Source organism: Aquimarina aquimarini, from assembly GCF_900299535.1.
Lineage (GTDB): Bacteria > Bacteroidota > Bacteroidia > Flavobacteriales > Flavobacteriaceae > Aquimarina > Aquimarina aquimarini.
Window position 1 is genome coordinate 41034 of the sequence record NZ_OMKE01000033.1, and the last position, 26465, is coordinate 67498.

24 protein-coding genes are annotated in these 26465 nt (G+C 33.3%); 13 read left to right on the forward strand and 11 right to left on the reverse strand.

Annotated elements, in window-relative coordinates:
• Positions 1-25 precede the first annotated feature (25 nt).
• From lepB to DG508_RS13935, 3 genes are all read left to right on the forward strand, one after another.
• The gene (gene lepB / locus DG508_RS13925) at positions 26-1597 is read left to right on the forward strand and encodes a signal peptidase I (protein WP_108868729.1); all 1572 of its coding nucleotides are present in this window, start codon (positions 26-28) and stop codon (positions 1595-1597) included.
• A gap of 128 nt (positions 1598-1725) precedes the next feature.
• On the forward strand, positions 1726-2349 hold the full coding sequence (locus tag DG508_RS13930; protein WP_108868730.1) for a WbqC family protein: 624 nt from the start codon (positions 1726-1728) through the stop codon (positions 2347-2349).
• Positions 2349-2657: a DUF6122 family protein gene (locus DG508_RS13935; RefSeq protein WP_108868731.1), complete on the forward strand. Its 309-nt coding sequence runs from the start codon at positions 2349-2351 to the stop codon at positions 2655-2657. Before DG508_RS13930 ends, DG508_RS13935 begins: the two co-directional genes overlap by 1 nt.
• 21 nt (positions 2658-2678) lie before the next feature.
• On the opposite strand, the gene DG508_RS13940 is transcribed toward DG508_RS13935, so the two are convergent.
• Positions 2679-3419: a hypothetical protein gene (locus DG508_RS13940; RefSeq protein WP_108868732.1), complete on the reverse strand. Its 741-nt coding sequence runs from the start codon at positions 3417-3419 to the stop codon at positions 2679-2681.
• 195 nt (positions 3420-3614) lie between these two features.
• On the opposite strand from DG508_RS13940, the gene DG508_RS13945 reads away from it, so the two are divergent.
• Positions 3615-4154, forward strand: a complete 540-nt coding sequence (locus tag DG508_RS13945) for an HD domain-containing protein (protein WP_108868733.1) — start codon at positions 3615-3617, stop codon at positions 4152-4154.
• A 14-nt stretch (positions 4155-4168) separates the two neighbouring features.
• A complete protein-coding gene (locus tag DG508_RS13950) occupies positions 4169-4699 on the forward strand; it encodes an endonuclease V (protein ID WP_255412571.1) in 531 nt (176 codons plus the stop codon).
• Positions 4700-4733: 34 nt separating this feature from the next.
• Here DG508_RS13950 and DG508_RS13955 read toward each other — a convergent pair whose 3' ends face one another.
• From DG508_RS13955 to DG508_RS13985, 7 genes are all read right to left on the reverse strand, one after another.
• Entirely contained in the window at positions 4734-5750 is a 1017-nt protein-coding gene (locus DG508_RS13955; RefSeq protein WP_108868735.1) for an endonuclease/exonuclease/phosphatase family protein, read from the reverse strand.
• A gap of 2 nt (positions 5751-5752) precedes the next feature.
• Positions 5753-6631 carry a rhomboid family intramembrane serine protease gene (locus DG508_RS13960; RefSeq protein WP_108868736.1) on the reverse strand — a complete coding sequence of 293 codons (879 nt, stop codon included), beginning with the start codon at positions 6629-6631 and terminating at the stop codon, positions 5753-5755.
• A gap of 1 nt (position 6632) precedes the next feature.
• Positions 6633-7373, reverse strand: a complete 741-nt coding sequence (locus DG508_RS13965; protein ID WP_108868737.1) for a rhomboid family intramembrane serine protease — start codon at positions 7371-7373, stop codon at positions 6633-6635.
• A 6-nt stretch (positions 7374-7379) separates the two neighbouring features.
• Complete coding sequence (gene mutL / locus DG508_RS13970) at positions 7380-9266, reverse strand: DNA mismatch repair endonuclease MutL (protein WP_108868738.1); 1887 nt, start codon at positions 9264-9266, stop codon at positions 7380-7382.
• Positions 9267-9560 carry a hypothetical protein gene (locus DG508_RS13975; RefSeq protein WP_199912792.1) on the reverse strand — a complete coding sequence of 98 codons (294 nt, stop codon included), beginning with the start codon at positions 9558-9560 and terminating at the stop codon, positions 9267-9269.
• Between the two features lie 273 nt (positions 9561-9833).
• A complete protein-coding gene (gene ribH / locus DG508_RS13980) occupies positions 9834-10331 on the reverse strand; it encodes a 6,7-dimethyl-8-ribityllumazine synthase (RefSeq protein ID WP_108868740.1) in 498 nt (165 codons plus the stop codon).
• A 71-nt stretch (positions 10332-10402) separates the two neighbouring features.
• Positions 10403-11173, reverse strand: a complete 771-nt coding sequence (locus DG508_RS13985) for a tetratricopeptide repeat protein (protein ID WP_108868741.1) — start codon at positions 11171-11173, stop codon at positions 10403-10405.
• Positions 11174-11309: 136 nt separating this feature from the next.
• Here DG508_RS13985 and recF point away from each other — a divergent pair, with 136 nt between their 5' ends.
• The 5 genes from recF (at position 11310) to DG508_RS21330 (ending at position 18862) form a co-directional block, all read left to right on the forward strand.
• On the forward strand, positions 11310-12389 hold the full coding sequence (gene recF / locus DG508_RS13990) for a DNA replication/repair protein RecF (protein WP_108868742.1): 1080 nt from the start codon (positions 11310-11312) through the stop codon (positions 12387-12389).
• 92 nt (positions 12390-12481) lie between these two features.
• The gene (locus DG508_RS13995; protein WP_108868743.1) at positions 12482-12913 is read left to right on the forward strand and encodes a lipocalin family protein; all 432 of its coding nucleotides are present in this window, start codon (positions 12482-12484) and stop codon (positions 12911-12913) included.
• Positions 12913-13209 carry a DciA family protein gene (locus DG508_RS14000; RefSeq protein ID WP_108868744.1) on the forward strand — a complete coding sequence of 99 codons (297 nt, stop codon included), beginning with the start codon at positions 12913-12915 and terminating at the stop codon, positions 13207-13209. Before DG508_RS13995 ends, DG508_RS14000 begins: the two co-directional genes overlap by 1 nt.
• Before the next feature lie 657 nt (positions 13210-13866).
• A complete protein-coding gene (locus tag DG508_RS14005; RefSeq protein WP_108868745.1) occupies positions 13867-17193 on the forward strand; it encodes a SusC/RagA family TonB-linked outer membrane protein in 3327 nt (1108 codons plus the stop codon).
• A 13-nt stretch (positions 17194-17206) separates the two neighbouring features.
• Positions 17207-18862 carry a SusD/RagB family nutrient-binding outer membrane lipoprotein gene (locus DG508_RS21330; RefSeq protein WP_234418234.1) on the forward strand — a complete coding sequence of 552 codons (1656 nt, stop codon included), beginning with the start codon at positions 17207-17209 and terminating at the stop codon, positions 18860-18862.
• A gap of 266 nt (positions 18863-19128) precedes the next feature.
• Here DG508_RS21330 and DG508_RS14015 read toward each other — a convergent pair whose 3' ends face one another.
• Positions 19129-19548: a nucleoside-diphosphate kinase gene (locus DG508_RS14015; protein WP_108868746.1), complete on the reverse strand. Its 420-nt coding sequence runs from the start codon at positions 19546-19548 to the stop codon at positions 19129-19131.
• Between the two features lie 333 nt (positions 19549-19881).
• Here DG508_RS14015 and DG508_RS14020 point away from each other — a divergent pair, with 333 nt between their 5' ends.
• The 3 genes from DG508_RS14020 to DG508_RS14030 are packed head-to-tail and all read left to right on the forward strand — an operon-like array spanning position 19882 to position 22631.
• On the forward strand, positions 19882-20898 hold the full coding sequence (locus DG508_RS14020; protein ID WP_108868747.1) for a DHH family phosphoesterase: 1017 nt from the start codon (positions 19882-19884) through the stop codon (positions 20896-20898).
• A complete protein-coding gene (gene gldI, locus DG508_RS14025; RefSeq protein ID WP_108868748.1) occupies positions 20895-21446 on the forward strand; it encodes a gliding motility-associated peptidyl-prolyl isomerase GldI in 552 nt (183 codons plus the stop codon). The genes DG508_RS14020 and gldI overlap by 4 nt, the downstream gene beginning before the upstream one ends.
• A 15-nt stretch (positions 21447-21461) precedes the next feature.
• Entirely contained in the window at positions 21462-22631 is a 1170-nt protein-coding gene (locus DG508_RS14030) for a peptidylprolyl isomerase (protein WP_108868749.1), read from the forward strand.
• A 119-nt stretch (positions 22632-22750) separates the two neighbouring features.
• Here DG508_RS14030 and DG508_RS14035 read toward each other — a convergent pair whose 3' ends face one another.
• Together DG508_RS14035 and DG508_RS14040 are read right to left on the reverse strand one after the other, a co-directional pair.
• On the reverse strand, positions 22751-23704 hold the full coding sequence (locus tag DG508_RS14035) for a PorP/SprF family type IX secretion system membrane protein (RefSeq protein ID WP_234418235.1): 954 nt from the start codon (positions 23702-23704) through the stop codon (positions 22751-22753).
• Positions 23705-23784: 80 nt separating this feature from the next.
• On the reverse strand, positions 23785-26465 hold a 2681-nt coding region (locus DG508_RS14040; protein ID WP_108868751.1), incomplete at its 5' end, for a T9SS type B sorting domain-containing protein.

Below are 26465 nucleotides of genomic sequence, written 5' to 3' on the forward strand. Positions count from 1 at the left end.
GACTGATATAAAAAAATAGTAAAGTATGATACTTACAGAATGGCTTATTTTTTTCCTGATAGTTCAGGTAATTCATTTTCTAGGCACTTGGAAATTATATGTTAAGGCAGGTAGAAAAGCTTGGGAAGCTCTTATCCCAGTTTATAATGCAGTAATCTTAATGAAAATCATAAACCGCCCTTGGTGGTGGGTGATATTATTATTTATCCCTGTTATTAATGTAATTATGTTACCCGTAATCTGGGTAGAAACCATTAGAAGTTTTGGTAAAAACACCACAACAGATACAGTACTTGTTATTGTTACACTTGGGTTTTATATATTTTATGTCAACTACGCTCTAGATGTACACCATATTACGGATCGAGACCTAAAACCAAAAACTGCTGCAGGAGAATGGATAAGCTCTATCTTATTTGCCATTGTTGCGGCAACAATAGTACATACTTATTTTATGCAACCTTACACCATTCCTACTGGTTCTTTAGAAAGAACATTATTGGTAGGGGATTTCTTATTTGTAAGTAAATTTCATTATGGTGCACGTACTCCAATGACAGCAGTATCTTTTCCTATGGTTCATGACACTATCCCTGTGGTACGAACTAAATCATACACTAGCACACCACAATATCCATATTTTAGATTACCAGGTTTTCAAAAAATTAAACGTAACGATATCGTCGTATTTAGCTGGCCAATAGATACTGTAAATGCTTTTCAACAATATGGAGATGGAAAACATCATTACAAGCCAATTGATAAAAAATCTAATTACGTAAAGCGCTGTGTAGGAGTTCCTGGAGATTCTTTATCTGTAGTTGATGGATATGTACATATCAATGGGAAACAAAATAAATTACCAAAACGTGCTCAATTACAGTTTTCTTATAATGGAATCACCAAGGGAAGTAGTTTTAACCCTCAAAATCTATACAATCGATACAAAATAAAACCAAATGAATTTTGGTACGATAATTCTCAGTTTCGTTCAGCAGGAATGACAGAAGAAGCTGCATCTAGATTCAAAAACCATCAAAATGTAGAAAATCTACAAAGAGCCATCGCACCAAAAGGACTAAAAGATCCTAAGATATTTCCTAATAATGGCAAGGTAGACTGGAATTCTGATAATTTTGGAGCTATCTATATTCCAGAAGCAGGAAAAACTGTAAAAATGGATCTCAAAAGCTTTTCTTTATATAGAAGAATCATTGAAGTCTACGAGGGGTCAGAAATGGGAATTGATAACAAACTATCTGTAAATGGCACACAGATACTTCTTAACAACAAACCAATTAACGAGTACACATTCAAACAAGACTATTACTGGATGATGGGTGATAACCGCCATAATAGTGAAGACAGTCGTGTATGGGGATATGTACCTGCTAATCATATTGTAGGTAAGCCTGTATTTATTTGGCTTAGTCTTGATGCCAACGCCAAAGGTCTATTCAACAAAATACGTTGGGAACGTATGTTTACAACCGTTGGAGGAAGCGGAAAACCTGTTTCCTATTTCAAATATTTCCTTATTGTTTTAGCTGGATGGATTATTTATAACCAATATCGTAAAAGAAAGAAAAAAGCATAATATAAAAGTGGTTTAAACTTTTTTACCAAAATCAAAAAGTTTAGACCACTTCACATAAACAAAAGAGTAGCAAACATCAATACCTAGGCAATTATGGCATTACATAATAATTTTAACTATCGGTACAATTGAAGACTGCCCTACTCCATCCTATGTATTTTGGAACTATTGCTCAGTATGTAGCAATCGCTCAATCAGATAGTATTGTATTTGAAAATGAAGATAATTATCAAAAACAAACCTATCGTAATCGCACGTATATTTATGGAGCCAATGGTAAATTATTATTAACCATTCCTATTAAACACTCAAAAACAAAAGAAAAAATACTATATAGAGATGTACAGATAGAAAATGATTTTCAATGGCAAATACTACACTGGAGATCACTAGAAGCTGCTTATAGAACCTCTCCCTTTTTTGAATATTATGAGGATGAGTTGCTTCATTTGTTCAAAACACCTAAAAAGTATCTTTTGGATTTTAATTATGAGTGCATGCAGGTTATTATGGATTGTTTACAACTAGAAGTACCTTTTACTAAAACAGTTTTGTACCATAAAAACCCAAAAGAAATTACTGACCTAAGAGAATTAATTCGCGCTAAAAAGGAAAAAGCATTTACTTTTAAACCATACATTCAGGTTTTTGAAAACAAACAAGGTTTCCTAACCAATCTATCTATTCTCGATTTATTATTTAATGAAGGTACAAATGCGATACCCTATCTTGAAAATCAATCTATTTTTTAATGCTACGACCTTTTATCCACTATGGGTTTCATTTTATAATTCCTATAATTTTTGCACTACTTTTTTTCCCTAAACAATGGAAAAAAGTATACCTTATTTTTATTGCTGCTATGCTAATTGATCTTGATCATTTATTAGCAAATCCGATTTTTGATCCAAATCGATGTAGCATTGGCTTTCACCCTTTACACAGTTATTATGCAATAGCAGCATATCTTTTTATGTTATTCTTTTCTAGAATACGCATCATCGGCTTAGCATTACTATGGCACATATGTACAGATCAGGTTGACTGCTGGATGAGATAAGCCTATACAAAAAAACACCTTCTAATAACACTTATAATAATGTATCATTTTTTGAAGCCCTCTGTCTTCTACATATGAAGAAACACTATCGTGATGCCTATAGAGTATCTTGGTTATATTCTTTTTTACAGTATTAATGTATTTTTTTTCTTCAACCACTCTATTTTTAGAAAAATACCTCGTATAATCAAGAGGGATTGTAGGGATAAAGCGATAGTAATTAGGTTGATCATTATGTTCCCAAATATTCTCATGATTATAAGTATTTCCTTGCACTTCTGTAGAGGTAGTGAGATGAGTCAAATTACCTAATGAATCATTTGTTACATTCTGAACTAATCTTAAATACTGAGTTCTTTGGTGAATTTTTGACAATTTACCCTGTTCATATTCAAATCTGGAATCTAGCAACGTATCTTTATAAATATTAAGATATGTATATCGCATCAATTCTTTTTCTTTGTATTCAAGATAACATACAGTATCAGTCCTCTTAGGGTTTCTTTGAGTACGAATAATATATCTTACATTTTGTAGATCATCATACACAAACCTATCAACCTTAAAGAGTGTATCTTTTTCATAAAATTTACGTTTGGTTAAAATATGATTTTCATAACTATATTTAACCTCAAATCCCGTTCCCCATGCATTAGAAACTACCCTCCTATCAGGCACACAAAACGTTGCATCAGTACCCTTATCTACTCCTGAACAATTAAACAACAAAATAGAAAAAGCAAAAACATGTATGTATTTCATAATTATAACTAAATATATAAATTTTCCCTTGCCAAAAATAATCAATCCTACAGCAAATCAAATCTACATTTAACATGATAAAACTTAAGAAATTCGTTTTTTTAAATCATTATAAAATTCAAAATGTATGTATTAATCAGAAATCTCCTAGATTTGCATATTCAAAAAAAGTAGAGTTACCCAAAACTAAAATTTATGACACAAGAGCTATATCAAAAAGCAATGAAGTTTGCTGGAGAAAAACATAAAGATCAAAAATATCCAGGAACCAACATCAACTATTTATTACATATCTCTAATGTAGCTATGGAAGTATTACTAGCTCATACTTCTGAAAATAATTTTGACATTAATTTTGCTATTCAAGCAGCTATCTTGCATGACACTATAGAAGATACTAATACCAATTTTGAAGAAATAAAAAATGAATTTGGTGAACGTATTGCTAAGGCTGTTGCTGCTTTATCAAAAGATAAAACACTATCTACAAAAGAAGAACAAATGACCGATAGCTTAAACAGAATAAATCAATTAGAAAAAGAGGTCGGCATCGTTAAACTAGCAGATAGAATCAGTAATTTACAAGGCCCTCCTAAACATTGGAGTAAAGAAAAAATAATAAGGTATCACACTGAGGCCAAAGCAATTTCAAAATCATTAAAAGATAAAAATGAATACCTAAACAATAGACTAGAACAAAAAATTGATGAATACAAAATAAGTATAGAAGCCTAAACTTAGGCCTGACAATAGAAAACCTACTCCATATGATCTTAGCCTTTGATACTTATTATTTTGACAACAAAGCAAAAACAGTCTGTATCTCTTTTAGTTCATGGGCTGATACGCAACCAATAGAAATCTATTCTGAAATAATCGAAGAAATTGCTGATTATGAGCCTGGGGCTTTTTATAAAAGAGAATTACCTTGTATCATTAGTTTATTAAAGAAAATAAATCTCAAAAAAATCGATTTGATAATTGTAGATAGTTTTGTGTTTTTAGATGATTTTGATAAACCAGGATTAGGTGCATATTTATTTGAGAGTCTTAAAAGCAAAACTCCGATCATTGGAGTTGCTAAATCTGGCTTCTATAAAAACATAAAAAATGTAAGACACTTACTAAGAGGGGAAAGCAAAAAACCCCTTTACATCTCTGCAATAGGTATTGATCTAGATACTGCCTATCACCATATTCAATCTATGCACGGAAATTATAGAAATCCAACTCTTTTACAACTACTAGATACAAAAACCAAAGAAAAAGAAAACACTTAATACTTTCTTAGCTATAAAATGGTAAGAATAAAACTCAAAAACCTATCTGAGTAAGTATAGGATAATGATCAGAAAGTTCTTGATCAAAAGTTTGAAAACTAAACACCTCATATTCTTCAGGAACTAAAATAAAATCAATACGTGCAGGAAAGAGTTCAAAATTAAATGTCTTACCAAAGCCTTTTCCAGCATTCTTAAAAGTATCTTGTAGTTTTTCTGATCTAATTTTATCGTACACATATGAGTATGCTGTATTATTAAAATCTCCCATCACTATATTTTTATAAGGAGAAGATTCCATATGTGTCAATAGCTGCTCTGTTTGAACTTGCTGTTTTTTGAACGAGTTACTAATTCGTTTCAATAACTTCTGAGAATCTGCTTTGGCCAGCTCATCTGTTTTAGAACTAATACTATGTGACTGCAAGTGAATATTATATACCCTAACTGTATCTTTAGGAAGTGCCAAATCTGCAAAAATCACATTATTTGCCGTTTTTTTAAAATTTAAAGAGCCTCTATTAACTATCGGAAATTGTGAAAAAATCGCCAATGCCAATTCTCCATTATTATCATTAAATTCCTGATATTTATATGAGTATTGTTTAAAATTGGTATCTGGATTATTATAATACTCTTGCACACAAAAAATATCAGGATTCTGTTCTCGTACCAGTTTTGAAATGTCTTGGGGTATTGTTTTTGAGTCTATCCAATAAAAGCGATTAAAACTATGTACATTATAACTCATTAACGAAATACTGTTTTCTATTTTATCTATAGATTTCCCTCTGAGCTTATAAAGTGAAGATATATGTGTCACCCCTAAAATCAACACTACAAGAGAAAGAATTAACCTCTTACTAAACAAAATGGCCCAATAGAGTAAAAACGATACATTAATCAATATCAAAACAGGTACAGCCAAACTCAAAACCGATAGCAAAGGAAACATTTTGGGTGATACGTATGGTAATAGATAAGATAATAATAGTGCAAAAGCAGCTATAGAATTCATCACAAAGATGATCTTTTGTAATATCTTTCTCATACTTACTCCTTACCTGCTTTAAATAAAAAATCCTTTTCTTCTTTTGTTAAACTATCATAACCGCTTTTACTAATTTTATCTAAAATAGCATCTATTTGCTGTTGATTAAGAGTCTTATTTGAAGAAGTTTTAGTTCTTGTTGTAGTTTTCTTATATGTTTTTGATTTATGAACTGTCTTTAAAGGGCTTTTCTTTTTGAAGGTAAATAAGGCCACAATTCTATCTATTAATTTTTCAAACCACTCCCCTATATCTTTTCCGTTTTTTAACTGAACTGCATACATATACCCAAAAATAGCCCCTCCTAGGTGAGCAATCAACCCTCCTGCATTGGCCGAAGTTGGTATCTGTATAAGATCAGAAAGCACAACAAAAACTCCTATATGCCATAATTTGACATTAAAAAATATAATTCGCACTTCTGAATTTGGAGTATATGCTGCTATAAAAATCATAATAGCTCGTACTGCTGCAGAAGCACCTATCAAATACGCTAGAGAACCGTTTAAAACTGGGAAAAGATTATACGCCGCAACAAACAGTATGCCACCACAAATAGCGCCTAATAAATATATAGTAAGAAATCTTTTTTCTGTAAAGAGATTCAATACATATTGCCCAAACCAATATAACACCAACATGTTCCAGAAAATATGCCAAAAGTCAAAATGTAAAAAACTATAGGTAAGTACACTCCAAAACTGAAATAACAACGACCCTGGATCTACTGGTAATACAAACCAATTCATTAATATTCCTGGACTCGTTTTAAAAACCCAAGAACACAATGTAGCAGACAAAAACAAAACTACATTGATAACAATCAATCTAATTACAATATTAGCCGTTTTGAACTGATATAATAAATTATTAGTTGTCATATTAATACCACCGTTTATTATTAAACGAATTCTTTTTCCAGTACCACATTGTGATAAACCCAATTACTGCACCCCCAATATGTGCCCAGTGAGCAACATTAGAAGGCCCCAAGATAGCTTGTCCCGTTATTCCACCATACAAATCGAGTAAGAAATACCCTCCTATCAAGTATTTTGCTTTTATAGGAACAGGTATAAACATAATATATAGTGGCAAATTAGGATATAACACCGCAAATGCAGCTAATACTCCAAAAATAGCACCTGAAGCTCCTACCATTGGAGTTACATAAGCCTCAACGGTATTTTGCATTATTTCTGGATAGTTCAAATATTCCCTAGAATTATAACCATTTATTATAATATTACGTATTTCTATATTCGAAAAGCCCTGTTCTACTAATTGTTGATATCCTGGGCCAAATTGGAAATAAGAGAATAACAACTGAAATCCTGCTGCCCCAAAACCTGAGAAAAAATAAATAAAAAGAAATTTCTTTTGCCCTATTGAGTTTTCAAGATGACTACCAAACATATACAAGGCAAACATATTAAAGAAAATATGTCCCGTTCCTCCATGCATAAACATATGAGATACAAGTTGCCATATTTGGAAATTATCATTTTTTGGAAACCAAAGTGCGAACCACTCAAACGCTCTATCACCTAAGGTTGATGATCCTATAAAAAAAATGATGTTTATAATTAATATCCCCTTTACTGTATCTGTAATTCTCCCCATTTATTTTTAAAATTTCTTGTCAATTTCATCTACTGTTAACGTAATGAAAGTTGGCTTATTATCTGGTGTTACTGTAGGTTCTGTACAGGCAAAGAGGCTATTTACCATATATTGTTGTTGTTCTGGAGCTAATTCTACTCCAGAACGTATAGCAATACTTTTAGCTATTGATTTAGCAAGTAAGTCTGTTTGCGAAAAACTACTATCTGGTACTTCATTCTCTAAATCACTTACTAATTTCTCTAATAGTTCAGCCACCTCTTTTTCTGTGGCAACCGATGGTATTGCAGTTATTTTTACTTCTCCTGGAGACAACCCATCAAAAACAAACCCTGTATTTTCTAACTGTTCTTTTACAATCTCTAAAAGAGCAATTTCTTTTTGAGAAAAAGAAAGAGTAAGAGGAAATAGTAATTGTTGACTTACTGCACTTGCCATAGTAATATTACGCAAAAACTCTTCGTATAAAATACGTTGGTGAGCTCTGTATTGATTTACGATAACCATACCACTTTTTATGGTAGTGACAATATATTTTTTTCTAAGTTGGTAGGTAGTATGATGCCCTACTTTTTTCTCATCTGTTTCAAATAATGAACCAGTAACCTCTGCACTTTCAAATTCTACTGAGGAAAAATCATTTTCCTCTGATTTTGATGTACCCATATCTGACTCTAATCCAACATACAAATTCTCCCAACTTCCTGCGGCTTCTTTTTTGAAAGGCGTATAATTACTTTTACTGGAAAAAGTCTCTTTCTTTTCAGACACATCATTATCCTCCTCGGCAAAAGGATTAAAACTACGATCCACCTCTATCATAGGTGTCTGAGCTGTTTTACCTTTATATTCATATGGAGTATCCATTGATGAATCTCTATTAAAATCTAATACAGGCGCTACATTAAACTGCCCTAAACTATGTTTTATAGAAGAACGTAACATTGCGTATAATGCATGCTCATCTTCAAATTTAATTTCCGTTTTGGTAGGATGAATATTAATATCAATAGACACAGGATCTACGGTAAGGTATAAAAAGTAACTAGGATGTGTTTTTTCTTTTAACAATCCTTCAAAAGCTGCATTGACTGCGTGATTGAGATAAGCACTTTTTATAAACCTATCATTGACAAAGAAAAATTGTTCCCCTCGGGTACGTTTTGCATATTCAGGTTTTCCTACAAAACCATTGATAGTAACTAAATCCGTTTCTTCCTTTACAGGAACCAATTTTTCATTAGTTTTTCCTCCAAAGATATTTACTATACGTTGACGTTGTTTTGATATTGGTAAATTAAAAACCTCATTCCCATTATGATACATATCAAACTTTATAGTAGGATGCGCCATCGCTACACGATGAAATTCATCAATAATATGTCGAAGCTCTACCGCATTAGATTTCAAAAAGTTACGCCGTGCAGGAATATTATAAAACAAGTTTTTCGCACTTATAGAAGTTCCTACTGGTGTAACACATACTTCTTGAGATACTATTGTACTCCCTTCTATTTTTATCTCTGTTCCTACTTCGTCTTTTTTCTGTCTGGTTTTTAACTCTACATGGGCAATTGCCGCAATAGAAGCTAGAGCTTCCCCTCTAAAACCTTTGGTATCTAATTGAAAAAGATCTTCTGCCGTTCTTATTTTTGAAGTTGCATGACGCTCAAAACTCAGTCTAGCATCGGTAGCGCTCATCCCTACTCCATCATCAATCACTTGCACCAGAGTTTTACCTGCCTCTTTAATGATTAACTTAATATGAGTAGCCTTTGCATCTATAGCATTTTCTAACAACTCTTTTACTAGTGAAGCTGGTCTTTGAACCACTTCTCCTGCAGCAATTTGGTTTGCTACGTGATCTGGTAATAATTGAATAATATCAGACATTTATCGTCTTGCAGTAAATATGGATAAATCAAAATCTATTATATATAAAAAAATAAAAACCAATAATATCACAACATATATGACTCTTCTATTGATTTCGCGATTGCCGCGAGTACGACTTGATGTTCGAGCTTCTGCCCAATGCGCACCAAAATCTATATCGTTTGTTGTATCCCTATATTTAGTAATTCTATTTTCAAAATCATAGATATTACCTTCACTCTTACCTTCATAATACCTAGGCGTGTAGTTGAATCTTCTGTTTTTTCTTCTTTTAGGGATGCTTAACTTCACAATCTACTCTATCTTTATATTATCCAAATATACTCAAAATGCATTGCATTCTAAAGCTTTTAGCATTACAATAACATCAAAATATAAACAACAAGGATTATGCCGTTTAAGGCTTAATAACAAAACATTCTTTCTTTTAAGGTATCTATTTTTTAAAATCATACCCCATAAAAATCTACTATCTTGTAAATTATTATTGTTTTATTACTGTTACATTCCAAATTAACACCAATAAACAATAACTAAATCAATCATTAATTAGGTCAAAAAAAGTTAAAACTTAGCGTCTTTTCGCAATTGAGCCATTTTGATAGCTGCAATTGCAGCTTCTGTTCCTTTATTACCATGTTTCCCTCCAGAACGATCTATAGATTGCTGTAGAGTATTATCTGTAAGCACACAAAAAATCACAGGGATATCGCTAGCAATATTAAGATCCTTAATTCCTTGAGTAACTCCTTCACACACAAAATCAAAATGTTTGGTTTCTCCTTGAATCACACAACCAATAACTACAATAGCATCTAGCATATCGTATGATTCTTGCATTTTTTTACATCCATATACCAGCTCAAAACTTCCTGGCACATTCCATCGAACTATGTTTTCTTTTACCGCTCCGCAATCAATAAAAGCATCAAAAGCTCCTTGAAACAGACCTTGCGTGATTTCTTCATTCCATTCTGAAACAACAATCCCAAATCGAAAATTTTTCGCATTTGGGATTGTTGCTTTATCGTATTGTGATAAATTCTTATTTTCTGTAGCCATATAAGTTTATAAGTTATTATTTTTAAGAACAGCGTTGTTTGATATACAAAACACTAACTCAAAATCATAAACTATTTCATTGCTTGCGCTTTACCTAAATGCACGTCAACTTGATTAGCTTCTACACTTTTAGGAAATTCTTCTTTAATTCTTTCTAGAAAAGGAACTGCCACTTCTGGTTTATCAAGAGATATAGCTGTAATCGCAGCTTTCAACAAAAACCTTGGCGTAACAAGCTCATTACTCTTTGCATTGGCAGCTTTTTCATAATAACCAAGAGCTTCTTCTGGTTGATCTAATTGAGAAAAAGCATCTCCTATACCTCCAATAGCTAAAGGACCTAACATATCATCCTCTCCTTTAAAATCACCTAGATAATCAATTGCTTCCTTATATTTATTCATATTTAGATAAGAAAATCCAGCGTAGTAATTTGCTCTGTTTGCTGCACTAGTACCACCATAATTTTCAATGATCTCTAAAAACCCATACTTACCTTCTCCTCCATTAAGAGCTAGATTATATAACGAATCGCTAATTTTAGAATTACCATTTACAGCATTATCAAAATATTGTTGCGCCGTAAACATCTCATTGGCAGCTTCTTGCTCTTTAGGCTCTTGTATGAATTTCTGAAACCCAAGATATCCTAATATTACAAGTGCCACTAATCCAACAGCCCCTAGTATATATTTTTGATTGGCCGCAACCCATTCTTCGGTTTTTGAAGCTCCCTCGTCTAAGGTATTAAATACCTCTGCGGTAGTTGAATGCTCTTCGATCTGTTCAACTTCTTCAACCTTATTTTTTGGTTTGTATCCTCGTTTCTTGTAAGTTGCCATAAATTTTCTTTAATGAACGGCAAAAATAAAATTTTTATTCATAATTAAAAGCACAACTATTTATTATTTTTCAATAATTTGCGCAGATTAACTAAGAATTTTATTAAAGTAAGAATTCTCTGATGGTTGCTGTTTTATGATTTTAAAATCTCTTTCTCTACTTAATTATAAAAATTTTGAATCTGTCAATTTTGAATTTGATGACAAAATAAATTGTTTTGTAGGAAACAATGGCGTTGGAAAAACAAATGTTCTTGATGCCATCTATCACTTATCTTTTGGCAAAAGTTATTTCAATCCTGTCACTAGTCAAAACATAAGACATACCACAGATTTTTTTGTCATAGATAGTCATTATCAAAAAGAAAAAAGAGACGAGAAAGTTATTGTAAGTGTAAAAAAAGGGCAAAAAAAAATAATAAAACGTAACGGAAAAGTATACGATACCCTTAGTCAACATATTGGCTTTCTACCTTTGGTTATTGTTTCTCCAACAGATAGAGACTTAATTACAGAAGGAAGTCATACACGACGTAAGTTTATAGATGGTGTAATTTCTCAAAGTGACCAGTCCTATCTAAAAACCCTATTATCATATTCTAAAACTGTATCACAACGCAATTCTTTATTAAAATACTTTGTAGCCAACAATACTTTTGACCCCTCTACATTAGATATATACAACCAACAACTATCTGAATATGGTACTATCATATTCAAAAAAAGAACAGATTTCTTAGAAACTTTTATTCCCATTTTTATAGAGAGATATCAAGCTATTAGTTCTGGTGAAGAAAATGTTTCTTTATCGTACCAAAGTAAACTGGCAGAAACAGATTTACTATCTCTTTTAGAACAAAACTTACCCAAAGATAGAATACTACAGTATACAGGTGTTGGGATACATAAGGATGATTTATCTTTTGAAATAGATGGTCACCCCATTAAAAAGTTTGGAAGTCAAGGACAGCAAAAATCTTTCCTGATCGCATTAAAACTAGCTCAATTTGATTTTATAAAACAACAAAGTAAAGTAAACCCTATACTCTTACTTGATGATATCTTTGACAAGCTTGACGAAAAACGAGTAGAGCACATCATAAAACTAGTAGACGATCAAAATTTTGGACAGTTATTCATCAGCGACACACATGCCAACAGAACCGAAGATGTGGTAAAAAAAATATCACAATCATATAAAATCATTAAATTATAATCTAAATATCATTACACCGTAGCACAGCCAGTAATCAAAAAACTTTGTAAACAATAGCTTGTTTCACAAACAAAAAACCACAGCATTTACACATGAATCAAAGACTTAATACATATTTTTTATACTCAACATTAATCATTAGTATTTTCACTTCTTGCTCTAAAAACAACCCAAAAAACTATACTCAATACTTAAATGGATATTGGGAGATTAAAAAGGTAATAATGCCAAATGGCAATGAAAAAGAATACAAATTCAATCAAAACATTGATTTTTTTCAGATTAACGACACCTCAGGTATACGCAAAAAGGTACGACCAAAATTTGATGGAAGTTTTACCACAACAGGAACAAGTGAAACATTTACATTGCGTATTAAGAATGATAGCTTAAGGCTATACTACAAAACTTCGTTTGCTACTTGGGTAGAAACAGTTATTTCTGCAGAAGAAAATGAAATAGTAATCAAGAATGAAACAGGAAATGTGTATTTTTACCAACGGTACCAAAAGATTGAATTATAATGAAAAAAAGACACCAAGAACATCAAACTCTAGAGCAAGTTTTAAAAAATTTTGTCACAGATAACAATCTACAAAAAGGGTTAGACAAAGTTGCTGTACGTGATGTTTGGGAAAAGGTAATGGGACCAGCAATAACAAAATACACTAGAAATATCAAATTAGAAAGAGAAACATTATTTGTTGAACTTACCTCATCTGTTCTTAGAGAAGAATTAAGCTATGGAAAACAAAAAATCATTGATAATCTTAATGAAGAATTAACCAAAACATTAATCACAAAATTAATATTAAGATAATCTATCTTTTCCTTACAACTTTCATTTTACCCCCCCCTATAACATAAATCTTTTTATTTAGATCAGACATTAGTAGTAATCCTCTATCTGAATAGTTAGTCTTGTACACTGCCCCCATTCTTATAATATTACGTATCCACAACAAAGCTTACAAAGTTAACTCCTAGTATAAAACTTAGTCATATCTTACCTACCTTCTAATCATACAACGATTATACAACACCTTTTTTTTCAAAAACAATCTATAGGTAATTTACTGACGCTTTTTTCTCTTTTTAAACACTCAACCCTTTATCTCCTTATCATCATATTACCGTCGTAAAAAAGCATTTTTTACATCAAACTTCACTAAAAACTATTTTATAAAAAAAGAACTCAAAAAAATACACATACTTAAATAACAATCAAATTATTAACCTCAAAAAACAAACAAAAACTCAATTAATTAATTTTATTAAATTAACAAAATAACAGTGTTTTTTTTATATTTTTCTTTTAATCCTTAAGATATCATTTGCACTAAAATCAACTGCGACGAAACAAACATGACATCCTTACAAAAACAAGGTTAATCTTTTGTTAAACTATAGTTATTACACTTATTACGTTAATTTTCTTAATAATCTTGTTCGTCTAACAAAAAATCATATCACACAAATGAAATTATTAACACAAAAACTACTAATGCTTCTATGCGTATTAGTAACACAACTCTCTATTGCGCAAGATGGCCCAATAACAGGTAAGGTCACAGACGATGGCGGGATGCCTTTACCTGGTGTAAACATCGTGGTAAAAGGCACAAATAATGGCGCTCAAACAGATTTTGACGGAATGTATTCACTAAATGCTTCTTCAGGAAGCACTCTTCTATTTACCTATCTAGGTTTTGCAGATAAAGAAATAATAGTGGGTACTCAAAAAAAAATTGATGTACAATTAGAAGTTGCCGCTTCTCAATTAGATGAAATTGTAGTTACAGCCCTTGGTATTTCTAGAGATAAGAAATCATTAGGTTATGCTACTCAAGAAGTAGACGGAGAAGATCTAAACAAAGTAAAAACAGCAAACTTTGTAAATTCTCTCTCAGGAAAAGCTTCTGGTGTACAAATTAAAAGAAATAACAATTTAGGTGGATCAACAAATGTGGTGATCAGGGGTAATGCCTCTTTAACAGGAAGTAATCAAGCTTTATTTGTTATCGACGGAATTCCTATCAATAACACCAACACAAATTCAAAAATTCAAGGACAAGCCAGAGGAGGACAATATGACTACGGAAATGCAGCTTCTGACATCAATCCTGAAGATATTGAATCTATTAACGTTTTAAAAGGTGCTGCGGCATCTGCCCTTTATGGGTCTAGAGCTGCCAATGGAGTAATCATGATTACAACAAAAAAAGGTGGAAAATCTACAGGAATGGGAGTTACCATTAATTCAGGATTAACTGTTGGGTCTATTGACAAAAGTACATTTGCAAAATATCAAAAACAATATGGAGCAGGTTACGGCCCTTATTATGGTCCTAATGAAGATAGTTATTTAGATTTAAAAGACATCGACAATGATGGTACTTTGGATTTTGTAACTCCATTAACAGAAGATGCATCATATGGAGCTGCATTTGATCCAAATATTCTGGTGTACCAATGGGATGCATTTGACCCAGACTCTCCTAATTATAGAACACCAACCCCTTGGGTAAATGCAAAAAATGGTCCTATTACCTTTTTTGAAACCCCTATAACCATTACAAACTCTATATCTCTGGATAAGGGATTTGATAAAGGTAGCTACAGATTAAACTATACTCAATTTGACCAAACAGGTTTAATGCCCAATAGTTCTATCAAAAAGCATAATTTTTCTATGAGCGGAAACATCAAATTAACCGATAAATTAACCGCTACAGGATACGCTAATTACATCAAAACAAGTGGATTAGGTCGTAATTCTACTGGATACAATGATAACATCATTGGTAATTTTAAACAATGGTGGCAAACCAATGTTGATATCAAACAACAAAAAGACATCTATTTTGCTACTCGTAGAAACGTAACATGGAATCCTGCCAACACTGATGCTGGATCATTACCAATTTACTGGGATAACCCATATTGGACACGATATGAAAATTTCCAAACAGATTCTAGAAATCGTTTTCTAGGGAATATCTCTCTAAATTACAAAGTTACCGATTGGTTTGATATAACAGGGAGAGTAGCTACTGACACCTATTCTGAATTACAAGAAGAACGAAGAGCTAATGGGAGTGTTGCCACTGCTTTTGGTGTTAATTCTGGAGGAGGAGATACTGACAACAGAGGAACTGTTAATTCTGGATATGCAAGAAAAGACTTAAGAAATACAGAGACTAATTACGATTTGATGTTCAACTTTTACAAAGATTTAAGTGACGAATTTAACATCAAAGGTATATTAGGAACAAATGTGAGAAGAAATCATTTTCAATCGATTCATGCATCTACTAGTGGTGGATTGAGTGTTCCAAAGCTATATTCTTTACAAAATAGTGCAGGACCACTTCCTCTGCCTGTAGAAAGAGATGAAAAACTAGGAGTAGATGGTATCTATGCCAGTGCTTCTTTAGGATATAAAGAAACTTATTTCTTAGATGCAACCATCCGTAGAGATCATTCTTCTAGTTTACCAAAAGGGAACAACACATTTTATTATCCATCTGTAGCTGGTAGTTTTGTATTTTCTAATCTTATCGATGCCGATTTTATATCTTTTGGTAAGATCAGAGCCAATTATGCAGAAGTAGGAAACAGTGCTCCTTTTGATTTCTTATACGACAGCTATGTTGTAAACACACCAATTGGAGGTGCAAGCACTTCTGTTGGGAATGTTAAAAAGAACCCAGATCTCAAGCCAGAAAATACTACTAGTATGGAAATTGGTTTAGAAATGAAGCTTTTACAAAACAGATTAGGTTTTGATATTGCATATTATAAGAACAATTCTATAGATCAAATCTTTGGGGTTCCTATTACCAGAGCAGCAGGGTTTTCTTCCAAAATTTTAAATGCTGGAGAAATCGAAAACAAAGGAATAGAAATTTCCTTATATGGTACTCCTATAGAAACTACAAACTTCTCTTGGAATGTAAATGTAAACTGGTCTAAAAATGAGAATAAAGTAATATCTCTAGAAGATGGAATAGAAAACCTACAATTAGGTTCTTTTCAAGGAGGAATTACAATCAACGCACAAGTAGGAAAACCGTATGGTATTATACAAGGTACGGATTACACCTATCTAAACGGAGAAAGAGTAGTTGACGGTCGAGAAACTTTACCTATAGATGAAGATGGGGATGGTCAAGATGACCCAAATCCTGCTCAAGGACAATACATAAAAACAAGCACATCAAATAATAATATTGGAGATACCAACCCTGATTGGCTGATGGGGATATCAAACTCATTTACCTACAAGAATCTTTCTTTTAGCTTCTTGATAGATATTCAAAAAGGAGGAAGTATCTTTTCTCTAGATCAATATTACGGGCAAGCAACTGGTTTATACGAAGAAACTGCTTTTATCAATGACCTAGGAAACCCTGTAAGAAATAGTCTTGCTGATGGAGGAGGGTTCATTAACCAAGGGGTTAACACTGATGGATCAGCAAACACAACAAGAATTAGAGCAGATCGATTTGGTGCTTTTGGGTACAGAAGAGGATTACCAGATGCTGCCTTTGTATACGATGCTAGCTTTGTAAAATTAAGAGAAGTCTCTTTAACTTATAGTTTCCCTAAACAGCTTATCAAAAAGACATTCTTAAATGATGTTTCGTTTAGTGTAATTGGTTCTAACCTATGGATCATTGACAAAAACCTTCCACATGCCGATCCTGAAAGTGGATTAAGTTCAGGTAACTTACAAGGGTACTCTGTAGGTTCTTTACCTACTACAAGAGATATAGGTTTCAATTTAAAATTACAATTCTAAAAAAATAGCACAGATGAAAAAAATATTCATTTTAATTACAGCAGTAATTATAGCCTCTTGTTCAGACAATCTCGAAAGTCTGAATGAGAATATCAAAGACCCATCTTCTGTTCCTGGTGAAACCCTATTCACAGGCGCGCAGAAAAACTTAGTAGACCAAATCGTTGACTTAAGTGTAAACAATAACAACACCAAACTTTGGGCTCAATACCTACAAGAAACTACCTATACTGATGAAAGTAATTATGATCAGGTAACCAGAACAATCCCGGCAACACACTGGAGTGTTTTATATAAAGATGTATTAAAGGATCTTGATGAAGCTTCTAAAATCATTACTGACACAGAATATACTTTACCTGGAGACATAGAAACCAAAGCAAATAAATTACAGGTAATAGAGATACTAACCATCTATGCGTATAGTGTATTAATAGAAACTTTTGGAGATGTTCCTTACTCAGAAGCGCTGGATATTGACAACCTATTACCTACCTATGATGATGGTGAAACTACATACAAAGCTCTTATTGCAAGGTTAACGACTGCTATAGATGCTTTAGACACTAGTAAAGGAAGCTTTGGCGTTGCTGACAACATTTACGAAGGAGATGTATCGCTATGGAAAAAGTTTGCAGCTTCTTTAAAACTCAGAATGGGAATCTTATTATCTGATGTAGACAATTCATTCGCCAGAACTACTGTAGAGTCTGCCGTAACCACTGGTGTTTTCACTAGCAGAGCAGACAATGCTAATTTTAAGTATTTGACTGCTGCACCAAACACAAACCCTATACATGCCAATCTTGTATTAAGCGGAAGAGCTGATTTTGTTGCAGGAGCTACCATTGTAAATGATATGAATGATCTAAAAGATCCTAGAAGGTCTTTATATTTCAAAAGAACTCAGGTAATTGTAGACACAATCGTATCTACTTCTACTTCTGGTATTACAACAACTTTAAACTTAAAAAACCCAATTGATGTAAGTATTGAAATAGGAGATAAAGCCTCAAACGGTCCAACTACTCTTGGAGATATATCAGCAATAGGAACATCCTCTCTAGGCATTGATAATATTGCTGAAACACCAGAAGCAGGAGATATTATAACATACCTAGGATATAAAGGCGGAAAAATCGGTAGCACATCTAGTTTTTCTTCACACTCTCATGTATCTGATTATATAGCAGCTGCAGATACACCAGGTGTACTTTTTGACTATGCAGAAGTTGAATTTTTATTAGCAGAAGCAGCTGCAAGAAACTTTGCTGTTGGCGGAACTGCCAAAAGTCACTATGATGCTGGTATTATTGAGTCTATCGAAAGTTGGGGAGGAACAAATGCAGATGCTGTAACATATCTAGCACAGGCAACTGTAGATTACGATACAGCACTGGCAGCAAGTACTGCTACTACTCCTTGGAAAGAAGTTATTGGTAACCAAAAGTGGATTGCATTATTCAACAGAGGTATAGAAGCTTGGACATCTATCAGGTTATTAGATTTCCCAACGCTAGCAAAACCCGCTGAAGCTGTTTCTGGATTCCCTAATAGATATACCTATCCTATTGTAGAACAAACATTAAACGGTGCAAACTGGGAATCTGCCTCTACTGCGATAGGTGGTGACAAAGCCGAAACGAAATTATTCTGGGATTTGAATTAGCCAATATTCTATATCAAACAAGTAACATTGTAATAGATAAAAGACTGTCTTTTTAGGCAGTCTTTTTTATGTTGTATACCATCAAGAAAAATTAGTTAGCAAATCCACTTCCTAAAATTACTAAAAGCTACCATTACTCTGCTGTTTTTCTTACCCATAGCAGTATTATAGTCATAAAAAAACAAAAGGTAGTAATTTAAAATTACTACCTTTTAATTATATTAAATTTTGCTATAATCCTTCAGAATTTAGCAAAAAATATGTTCTTAAAACTGCTCTCTTCCTGAGAAATGAAAAGCTCCTTCAATGGCAGCGTTCTCATCACTATCACTACCATGCACTGCATTTTCACTTATAGAAGTTGCGTATTTTTTACGAATAGTTCCTTCTGCAGCCTCCTCGGGATTTGTAGCTCCTATCAAAGTTCTAAAATCTTCTACCGCATTTTCTTTTTCAAGAATTGCCGCTACAATAGGACCACTAGTCATATACTCTACTAATTCTCCATAAAAAGGACGTTCTTTATGAACTGCATAAAAAGCAGCTGCATCATCTGTAGTAAGTTGAGTTAATTTCATTGCCACAATTCTAAATCCTGAAGCTGTAATTTGCTCTACAATACCACCAATATATCCTTTTCTTACCGCATCTGGTTTAAGCATTGTAAAAGTTCTGTTTGTTGCCATAGTATAAGTGTGTTTTTGTTATATATCACTTCTAACTAGAAGTAATTCAATTTATTATTCTGGTATATAAATACCTGTTTTTTCTAAAAATTTTGTGCAAAAATATATATAAAAGCATCAAAAACAAGAATTATTATACGAAATGCCTTCAAATAACATTTATTCACCGTTTTCAAAGCATTCCTAACTACTCCAAAAAAATAAAAATAATCATATGAATTACCCCCATACAACCTCTGCAAAAGTTCAATATATAACTACCAAACATTAGAACTTTTACAAAAAAGCATTCTACCATCTCCAAAATATTATTTATTGTATCTTCGCTGACCTATGAATAGTAATGAAACAAATAAAATAAAGGAGTTACTATCTACTCCAAAAAATATTATAATTGTAACACATAAAAACCCTGATGGTGATGCTATTGGTTCTAGTCTAGCACTGTACCATTATCTGAAATTTTCAGAACACCATGTTACCGTTATTACTCCTAATGACTACCCTTCTTTTCTAAAATGGGTGCCAGGAGAAAAAAACATTATCAAATATGATAATGATACGCAAATTGCTAGTGATAGAATAATAGAAGCAGACATTATTTTTACATTAGATTTTAATCATTTATCCAGAAGTGGTGATATGCAAAATATTTTGGCAGCTACAAAAAGCACTTTTGTTATGATCGACCATCACCAGCAACCAGATACCTATGCCACCTATACATATAGTGATTCAAGCATGAGTTCTACCTGTCAAATGATTTATCATTTTATAGAAAAATTAGGCGACCTTGATAAAATTACCCCTGATATAGCTACTTCTATCTATGTAGGAATAATGACAGACACAGGATCTTTCAGGTATAGATCTACCACAAGTACAACTCATAGAGTACTTGCTGATCTAATTGATAAAGGAGCAGACAACACCAGAATTCATGAAAAGATTTATGACACAAATACACTTTCGCGAATTCAGTTAAAAGGTATTGCTTTTAAAAACCTAAGAGTATTACCCGAATACAATACCGCATACATTACTTTATCTCAAAAAGAACTAGATCAACATAGTTTTAAAAAAGGAGATACAGAAGGTTTTGTTAATTTCGGGCTTTCTATTTTAGATGTTAAATTCGCAGTTATTTTTATCGAAAATAAAGGAGAAAGAATTATCAAAATTTCTCTACGCTCCAAAGGTGATTTTTCTGTAAACGAATTTTCAAGAAATCATTTTGAAGGAGGCGGGCATCATAATGCTGCAGGAGGAAGAAGTAATCTCTCATTATCTGATACCGTTGAAAAATTTATTAGTATCTTACCAGCTTATAAAAACGTCCTGAATCAATGAGATTAGTACTTCACACACTCTGTCTTGTTTTTCTATGCTTTTCTTGTAAAACACCAGAAGCTCGCAGACCAAAAAATGTAAAATCTGGTTCTTTTATCGATGAATCTATCTTACGAAATAAAGAACTCGCTGCTCGAGAAGAAGCCAGAATTCAAAAAATTATTACCGCAGATAGCCTAAACAATTACATAACATCAGAAACAGGCTTTTGGTATTTCTACAAAAAAAAGGACTCTATTTCTACTATAACCCCTCAATTTGGAGATATCGTAACCTTTGATTACAATGTAAAAGATTTAAACGGCAATATAATTTATACCCAACAAGAATTAAAAACTATTACGTATCGTATTGACAAAGAAGAGCTTTTTTTAGGCCTTAGAGAAGGATTAAAGCTTATGAAACAAGGAGAAATGGTAACATTTCTTTTTCCTTCTTATCAAGCTTACGGATATTATGGTGATGATAATAAGATTGGAACAAATATTCCGTTAATAGCAGAAGTAACACTCAACACAATTAGAAAAGAATCAACAACAAAAAATTAATTTATTAATAAAAAAATGAAAAAATTAAATTTATTATTCTTAGCCATTATTACATTAACTCTTAGCAGTTGTAATGAAAAATACCCAGATTTACAAGATGGGCTTTATGCAGAAATTATCACAAACAAAGGAACGGCTGTTGCAAAATTACACTACGACTTAGTTCCTATGACAGTAGCAAACTTTGTTACTTTGGCAGAAGGAACCAATACCATGGTAGATAGTACCTATAAAGGAAAAAAATATTATAATGGAATTATATTCCATAGAATCATCAAAGATTTCATGATCCAAACAGGAGATCCTCTTGGTACTGGAACTGGTGATCCAGGTTATAAATTTCCTGATGAAATTGTAGATTCTCTAACTCACAAATCTAAAGGAATATTATCAATGGCAAATTCTGGACCTAATACTAATGGGAGTCAGTTTTTTATCACATTAAAAGAAACTCCTTGGTTAGATGGAAAACATACTGTATTTGGAGAAATTGTTGTAGGACAAGACGTTATTGACAGCCTTGGAGTTGTAAAAACAGTATCTGGAAATAAACCTGAAGAAGAAGTAAAAATGATGGAAGTTAACATCATCCGTAAAGGTTCTAATGCTAAAGGGTTTGATACTGCAACCGCTTTTACTGATAAACTTAAAGTTCTTGAAGCTGAAAAAGCTGAAAAAGAAAAAGCTGAAAAAGAGCGTAATGCCGCAATTGCCGCTAAGTTTAATGAAACAAAAGCTAACGCTACCAAACTAGAAAGTGGTTTAGAAATTGTTTTTACTCATAAAGGAAAAGGTCAAAAACCAAAACAAGGAGATTTAGTAAACATCAATTATGCTGGATATTTTACTGATGGAAAAGTTTTTGACACAAATATTGCAGAAAAGGCTAAAGAATTAGGTGTTTATGATGAGCGTAGAGCTGCAGACCCAAGAGGGTATGCGCCAATAGAAATGCCATATTCTCCTGAAGCAAGAATGATTCCTGGTTTTAAAGAAGGAGTTCAACAAATGAGTGTAGGAGATAAAGCTATTCTTTTTATACCTGCTCACCTTGCATATGGAGAAAGAGGTGCTGGACCAATCCCTCCTAACAGTGAAATTATTTTTGAATTGGAGTTGGTAAATATTAAAGCTCCCGAAAACACTAATACAAAGGATATTAAAAAGACTGATACTAAGAAATAAAAAACTTAGAAATCATACCTGATTTAATAAAAAAAGCATCCTAAAAAATTTGGGATGCTTTTCTATTTCAACATTATTTATTTTAACCTATTACTCTACCTTGTTTAAAACGATTTAATTTAAAAGAACCTTGGTGTTAACATTCTATTATATTTCTTAAAAAGTTCAAACCGCAACATCACCTCATAACTTCCATCATTAAATTGTGTTTGTCCTAATTCTGTAGTTTCACGATCATACGCAAAACCAATCATAAGAGCATCAGAAACCTGAAAACCAATCATACCACTCAAAGCAGCATCCCAACGATACGCAGCTCCCAATGTTAAACGATCATATACTAAAAAATTCGCTGAAAGATCAACCTGTAATGGGGCTCCAAAAACCAACTTACTCAAAACAGCTGGTTTAAACTTTATATCATCACTCAAGTCAAAAACATGACCAGCTATTAAGTAGTAATTAATACGTTCTTCGGCTAAAAAGCTTGTAGCACTACTATTACTTTGAGTACTACTTTCATCAAAATGATCTGTCTCTAATAAATTAGGGGTACTTACACCAAGATAAAAACGATCTGTATGGTAATAAACCCCTACTCCAACATTTGGACTAAACTTATTATCTATATTAGTTGCAAATAAATTATCATTACTGGTAAATTTGGATAATTGCTGAAAATCAACATTCAACAAATGTGCTCCTGCTTTTAATCCTAGACTTAATTTACCTCGCTCTGAGGTTTTTAATGTATAAGAAAAATCAATATCAAAATATGTTTCATCTGTTGGACCTATCTCATCGTTAACAATAGATACACCTAACCCAACTCGCTCATTATCTCCAATTGGTGTATTCAAAGTAAGTGTTTGAGTACGTGGTGCACCATCTAAGCCAACCCATTGACTACGATGAAGCCCCATAATACTCATAACTCCCCTACTTCCTGCGTAAGCTGGATTAATACTTATTGTATTATACATATATTGAGTGTACTGAGCATCTTGCTGACTATATGATGTCATCATTACAAATAAGCAACCTATAAACGCACCTATTTTTGTTATAACCATTATTCTCATAATATTTTATGGGGTTTTATTCAACAGGCATTTTTAGGCAATACCTGTTGAGTATATATTAATATTATATATTATCTGTTAATATATAAGTATCCTGTTTTTGATTGATTAACGCCTTTTGAATCAACATAATTCAAGACATAATAATAAGTTCCAACTGGTAAGTTTTTATTCTCCTGAATCGTTGCTCTACCATTTGAAATACCTTTGAAGTACTCTGTCCCTGATTGCTCATATCCATTGGCTTCAAACACCTGCACTCCCCATCTATTATAAATATGTAGCGTATTCTCTGGATATTTCTCTAAACCTTCAATTCTAAAATCATCATTAACACCATCTCCATTAGGGCTAATTCCAGTAAAAATCTCTACCTCTCCATTACATCCTAATGAACTAATATCTGCAGTTTGAGGCAATGTCACACTTGATCCATTATAATCACAAGCACTAAGACCATCAGTTCCATCGTTTACCTCATCTCCATCTGTAACACCATCACCATCTGTGTCTTGTACAAAAGTATTTGTTCCATTTGTAACTTCATCCTCATTTGTAACTCCATCACTATCACAATCTAAAGAGTTCCACGCAACACTTACATTTTCTATTACTTGATCCTCTTCATTATAATCACAACCATCAAAAGGATTTGTACTATCTGGCCCTTCTACTCCATCGCCATCAGCATCTATCTCTATTCCATTAGTAACTCCATCACCATCACAATCTGATAAAGCCCAAACTTCATAATTAACAATAGACATATCTGGAATTGTTTGATTAGATACACTACAAGCATCTTGAGGGTCTGTACCATTTATAACTTCATCTCTGTTATTTTCACCATCACCATCACAATCCAGCATCTCCCATGTCGTATCTGGAGTTAATGTTACACTTATTACTTCATAACTACAAGTATCTAAACCATCAGTTCCATCAGTCATTTCTGTTCCATCAATTACGCCATCACCATCTGTATCTGGATCAATTGGATCAGTACCATCAATCATTTCCTGACCGTTCGTTACATTATCACTATCGCAGTCTAATCCGTTCCATACAGCACTTGGAGTAGTATCTTGATTGGTAACAACTAGGTCACAGTTATCTATTGGATCTGTACTATCCGTAATTTCCTGACCATTGGTTACGCCATCGCCATCACAATCCAACCCATTCCATGTAGCACTTGGAGCAATATCTTGATTTGTAGCTATCAAACTACAATTATCTGTTGGATCCGTACTATCTGTAATTTCTTGACCGTTGGTCACTCCATCACCATCACAATCCAATGTATTCCATGTAGCGCTTGGAGCAGTATCTTGATTTGTAGCTATCAAACTACAATTATCTGTTGGATCCGTACTATCTGTAATTTCCTGACCATTGGTTACTCCATCACCATCACAATCCAACGCATTCCAAACAACACTTGGCATAGTATCCTGACTAGTAGCCACTAAGCTACAATTATCTGTTGGATCTGTACTATCTATAATTTCCTGACCATTGGTTACGCCATCGCCATCACAATCTAACCCATTCCATGCTGTACTTACATTTGCTATTATTTGACTTGCTACTATGTAATCACAACCATCTGTTGGATTTGTAGCATCTATAATTTCCTGACCATTGGTTACACCGTCTCCATCACAATCTAACGCATTCCACGCTGTACTTACATTTGCTATTATTTGACTTGCTACTATATAATCACATCCATCTGTTGGGTTTGTATTATCTGTAATTTCCTGACCATTGGTTACGCCATCGCCATCACAATCTAATCCATTCCATGCAACACTTGGCGTAGCATCTTGATTAGCGGCTACTAGGCTACAGTTATCTGTTGGATCTGTACTATCTGTAATTTCTTGACCATTGGTTACCCCATCGCCATCACAATCTAATCCATTCCATGCAACATTTGGCGTAGCATCCTGATTAGCGGCTACTAGGCTACAGTTATCTACTGGATCTGTACTATCTGTAATTTCTTGACCATTGGTTACGCCATCGCCATCACAATCCAGCGCATTCCATGCAACACTTGGCGTAGCATCTTGATTAGTGGCTACTAGGCTACAGTTATCTGTTGGATCTGTACTATCCGTAATTTCCTGGCCATTGGTTACACCATCGCCATCACAATCCAGCCCATTCCATGCAACACTTGGCGTAGCATCCTGATTAGCGGCTACTAGGCTACAGTTATCTGTTGGATCTGTACTATCTGTAATTTCTTGACCATTGGTTACACCATCGCCATCACAATCCAACCCATTCCATGCTACATTTGGCGTAGCATCCTGATTAGCGGCTACTAGGCTACAGTTATCTGTTGGATCTGTACTATCCGTAATTTCTTGTCCGTTGGTTACGCCATCGCCATCACAATCCAACCCATTCCATGCAACATTTGGCGTAGCATCTTGATTAGCGGCTATTAAGCTACAATTATCCGTTGGATCTGTACTATCCGTAATTTCTTGTCCATTGGTTACGCCATCGCCATCGCAATCCAACCCATTCCATGTAACACTTGGTGTAGCATCTTGATTGGCTGCTACCAGACTACAGTTATCTGTTGGGTCTGTAGTATCGGTAATTTCCTGACCATTAGTTACCCCATCGCCATCGCAATCCAACCCATTCCATGCAACGCTTACATTTGCGGCTACCTGGCTAGCAACGGTATAATCACATCCATCAGTAGGATTAGTAGTATCGGTAATTTCTT

Bases quoted from the DNA above. Each gene is read 5' to 3' on its own strand.
- mutL (WP_108868738.1), bottom strand. From the start codon at position 9,266: ATGTCTGATATTATTCAATTATTACCAGATCACGTAGCAAACCAAATT.
- DG508_RS13945 (WP_108868733.1), top strand. From the start codon at position 3,615: ATGACACAAGAGCTATATCAAAAAGCAATGAAGTTTGCTGGAGAAAAA.
- DG508_RS13960 (WP_108868736.1), bottom strand. From the start codon at position 6,631: ATGACAACTAATAATTTATTATATCAGTTCAAAACGGCTAATATTGTA.
- DG508_RS13965 (WP_108868737.1), bottom strand. From the start codon at position 7,373: ATGGGGAGAATTACAGATACAGTAAAGGGGATATTAATTATAAACATC.
- DG508_RS13985 (WP_108868741.1), bottom strand. From the start codon at position 11,173: ATGGCAACTTACAAGAAACGAGGATACAAACCAAAAAATAAGGTTGAA.
- DG508_RS13940 (WP_108868732.1), bottom strand. From the start codon at position 3,419: ATGAAATACATACATGTTTTTGCTTTTTCTATTTTGTTGTTTAATTGT.
- ribH (WP_108868740.1), bottom strand. From the start codon at position 10,331: ATGGCTACAGAAAATAAGAATTTATCACAATACGATAAAGCAACAATC.
- DG508_RS14015 (WP_108868746.1), bottom strand. From the start codon at position 19,548: ATGGCAACAAACAGAACTTTTACAATGCTTAAACCAGATGCGGTAAGA.
- DG508_RS14020 (WP_108868747.1), top strand. From the start codon at position 19,882: ATGAATAGTAATGAAACAAATAAAATAAAGGAGTTACTATCTACTCCA.
- DG508_RS14005 (WP_108868745.1), top strand. From the start codon at position 13,867: ATGAAATTATTAACACAAAAACTACTAATGCTTCTATGCGTATTAGTA.
- DG508_RS14030 (WP_108868749.1), top strand. From the start codon at position 21,462: ATGAAAAAATTAAATTTATTATTCTTAGCCATTATTACATTAACTCTT.
- recF (WP_108868742.1), top strand. From the start codon at position 11,310: ATGATTTTAAAATCTCTTTCTCTACTTAATTATAAAAATTTTGAATCT.
- DG508_RS14000 (WP_108868744.1), top strand. From the start codon at position 12,913: ATGAAAAAAAGACACCAAGAACATCAAACTCTAGAGCAAGTTTTAAAA.
- gldI (WP_108868748.1), top strand. From the start codon at position 20,895: ATGAGATTAGTACTTCACACACTCTGTCTTGTTTTTCTATGCTTTTCT.
- DG508_RS13995 (WP_108868743.1), top strand. From the start codon at position 12,482: ATGAATCAAAGACTTAATACATATTTTTTATACTCAACATTAATCATT.
- lepB (WP_108868729.1), top strand. From the start codon at position 26: ATGATACTTACAGAATGGCTTATTTTTTTCCTGATAGTTCAGGTAATT.
- DG508_RS13935 (WP_108868731.1), top strand. From the start codon at position 2,349: ATGCTACGACCTTTTATCCACTATGGGTTTCATTTTATAATTCCTATA.
- DG508_RS14035 (WP_234418235.1), bottom strand. From the start codon at position 23,704: ATGGTTATAACAAAAATAGGTGCGTTTATAGGTTGCTTATTTGTAATG.
- DG508_RS21330 (WP_234418234.1), top strand. From the start codon at position 17,207: ATGAAAAAAATATTCATTTTAATTACAGCAGTAATTATAGCCTCTTGT.
- DG508_RS13955 (WP_108868735.1), bottom strand. From the start codon at position 5,750: ATGAGAAAGATATTACAAAAGATCATCTTTGTGATGAATTCTATAGCT.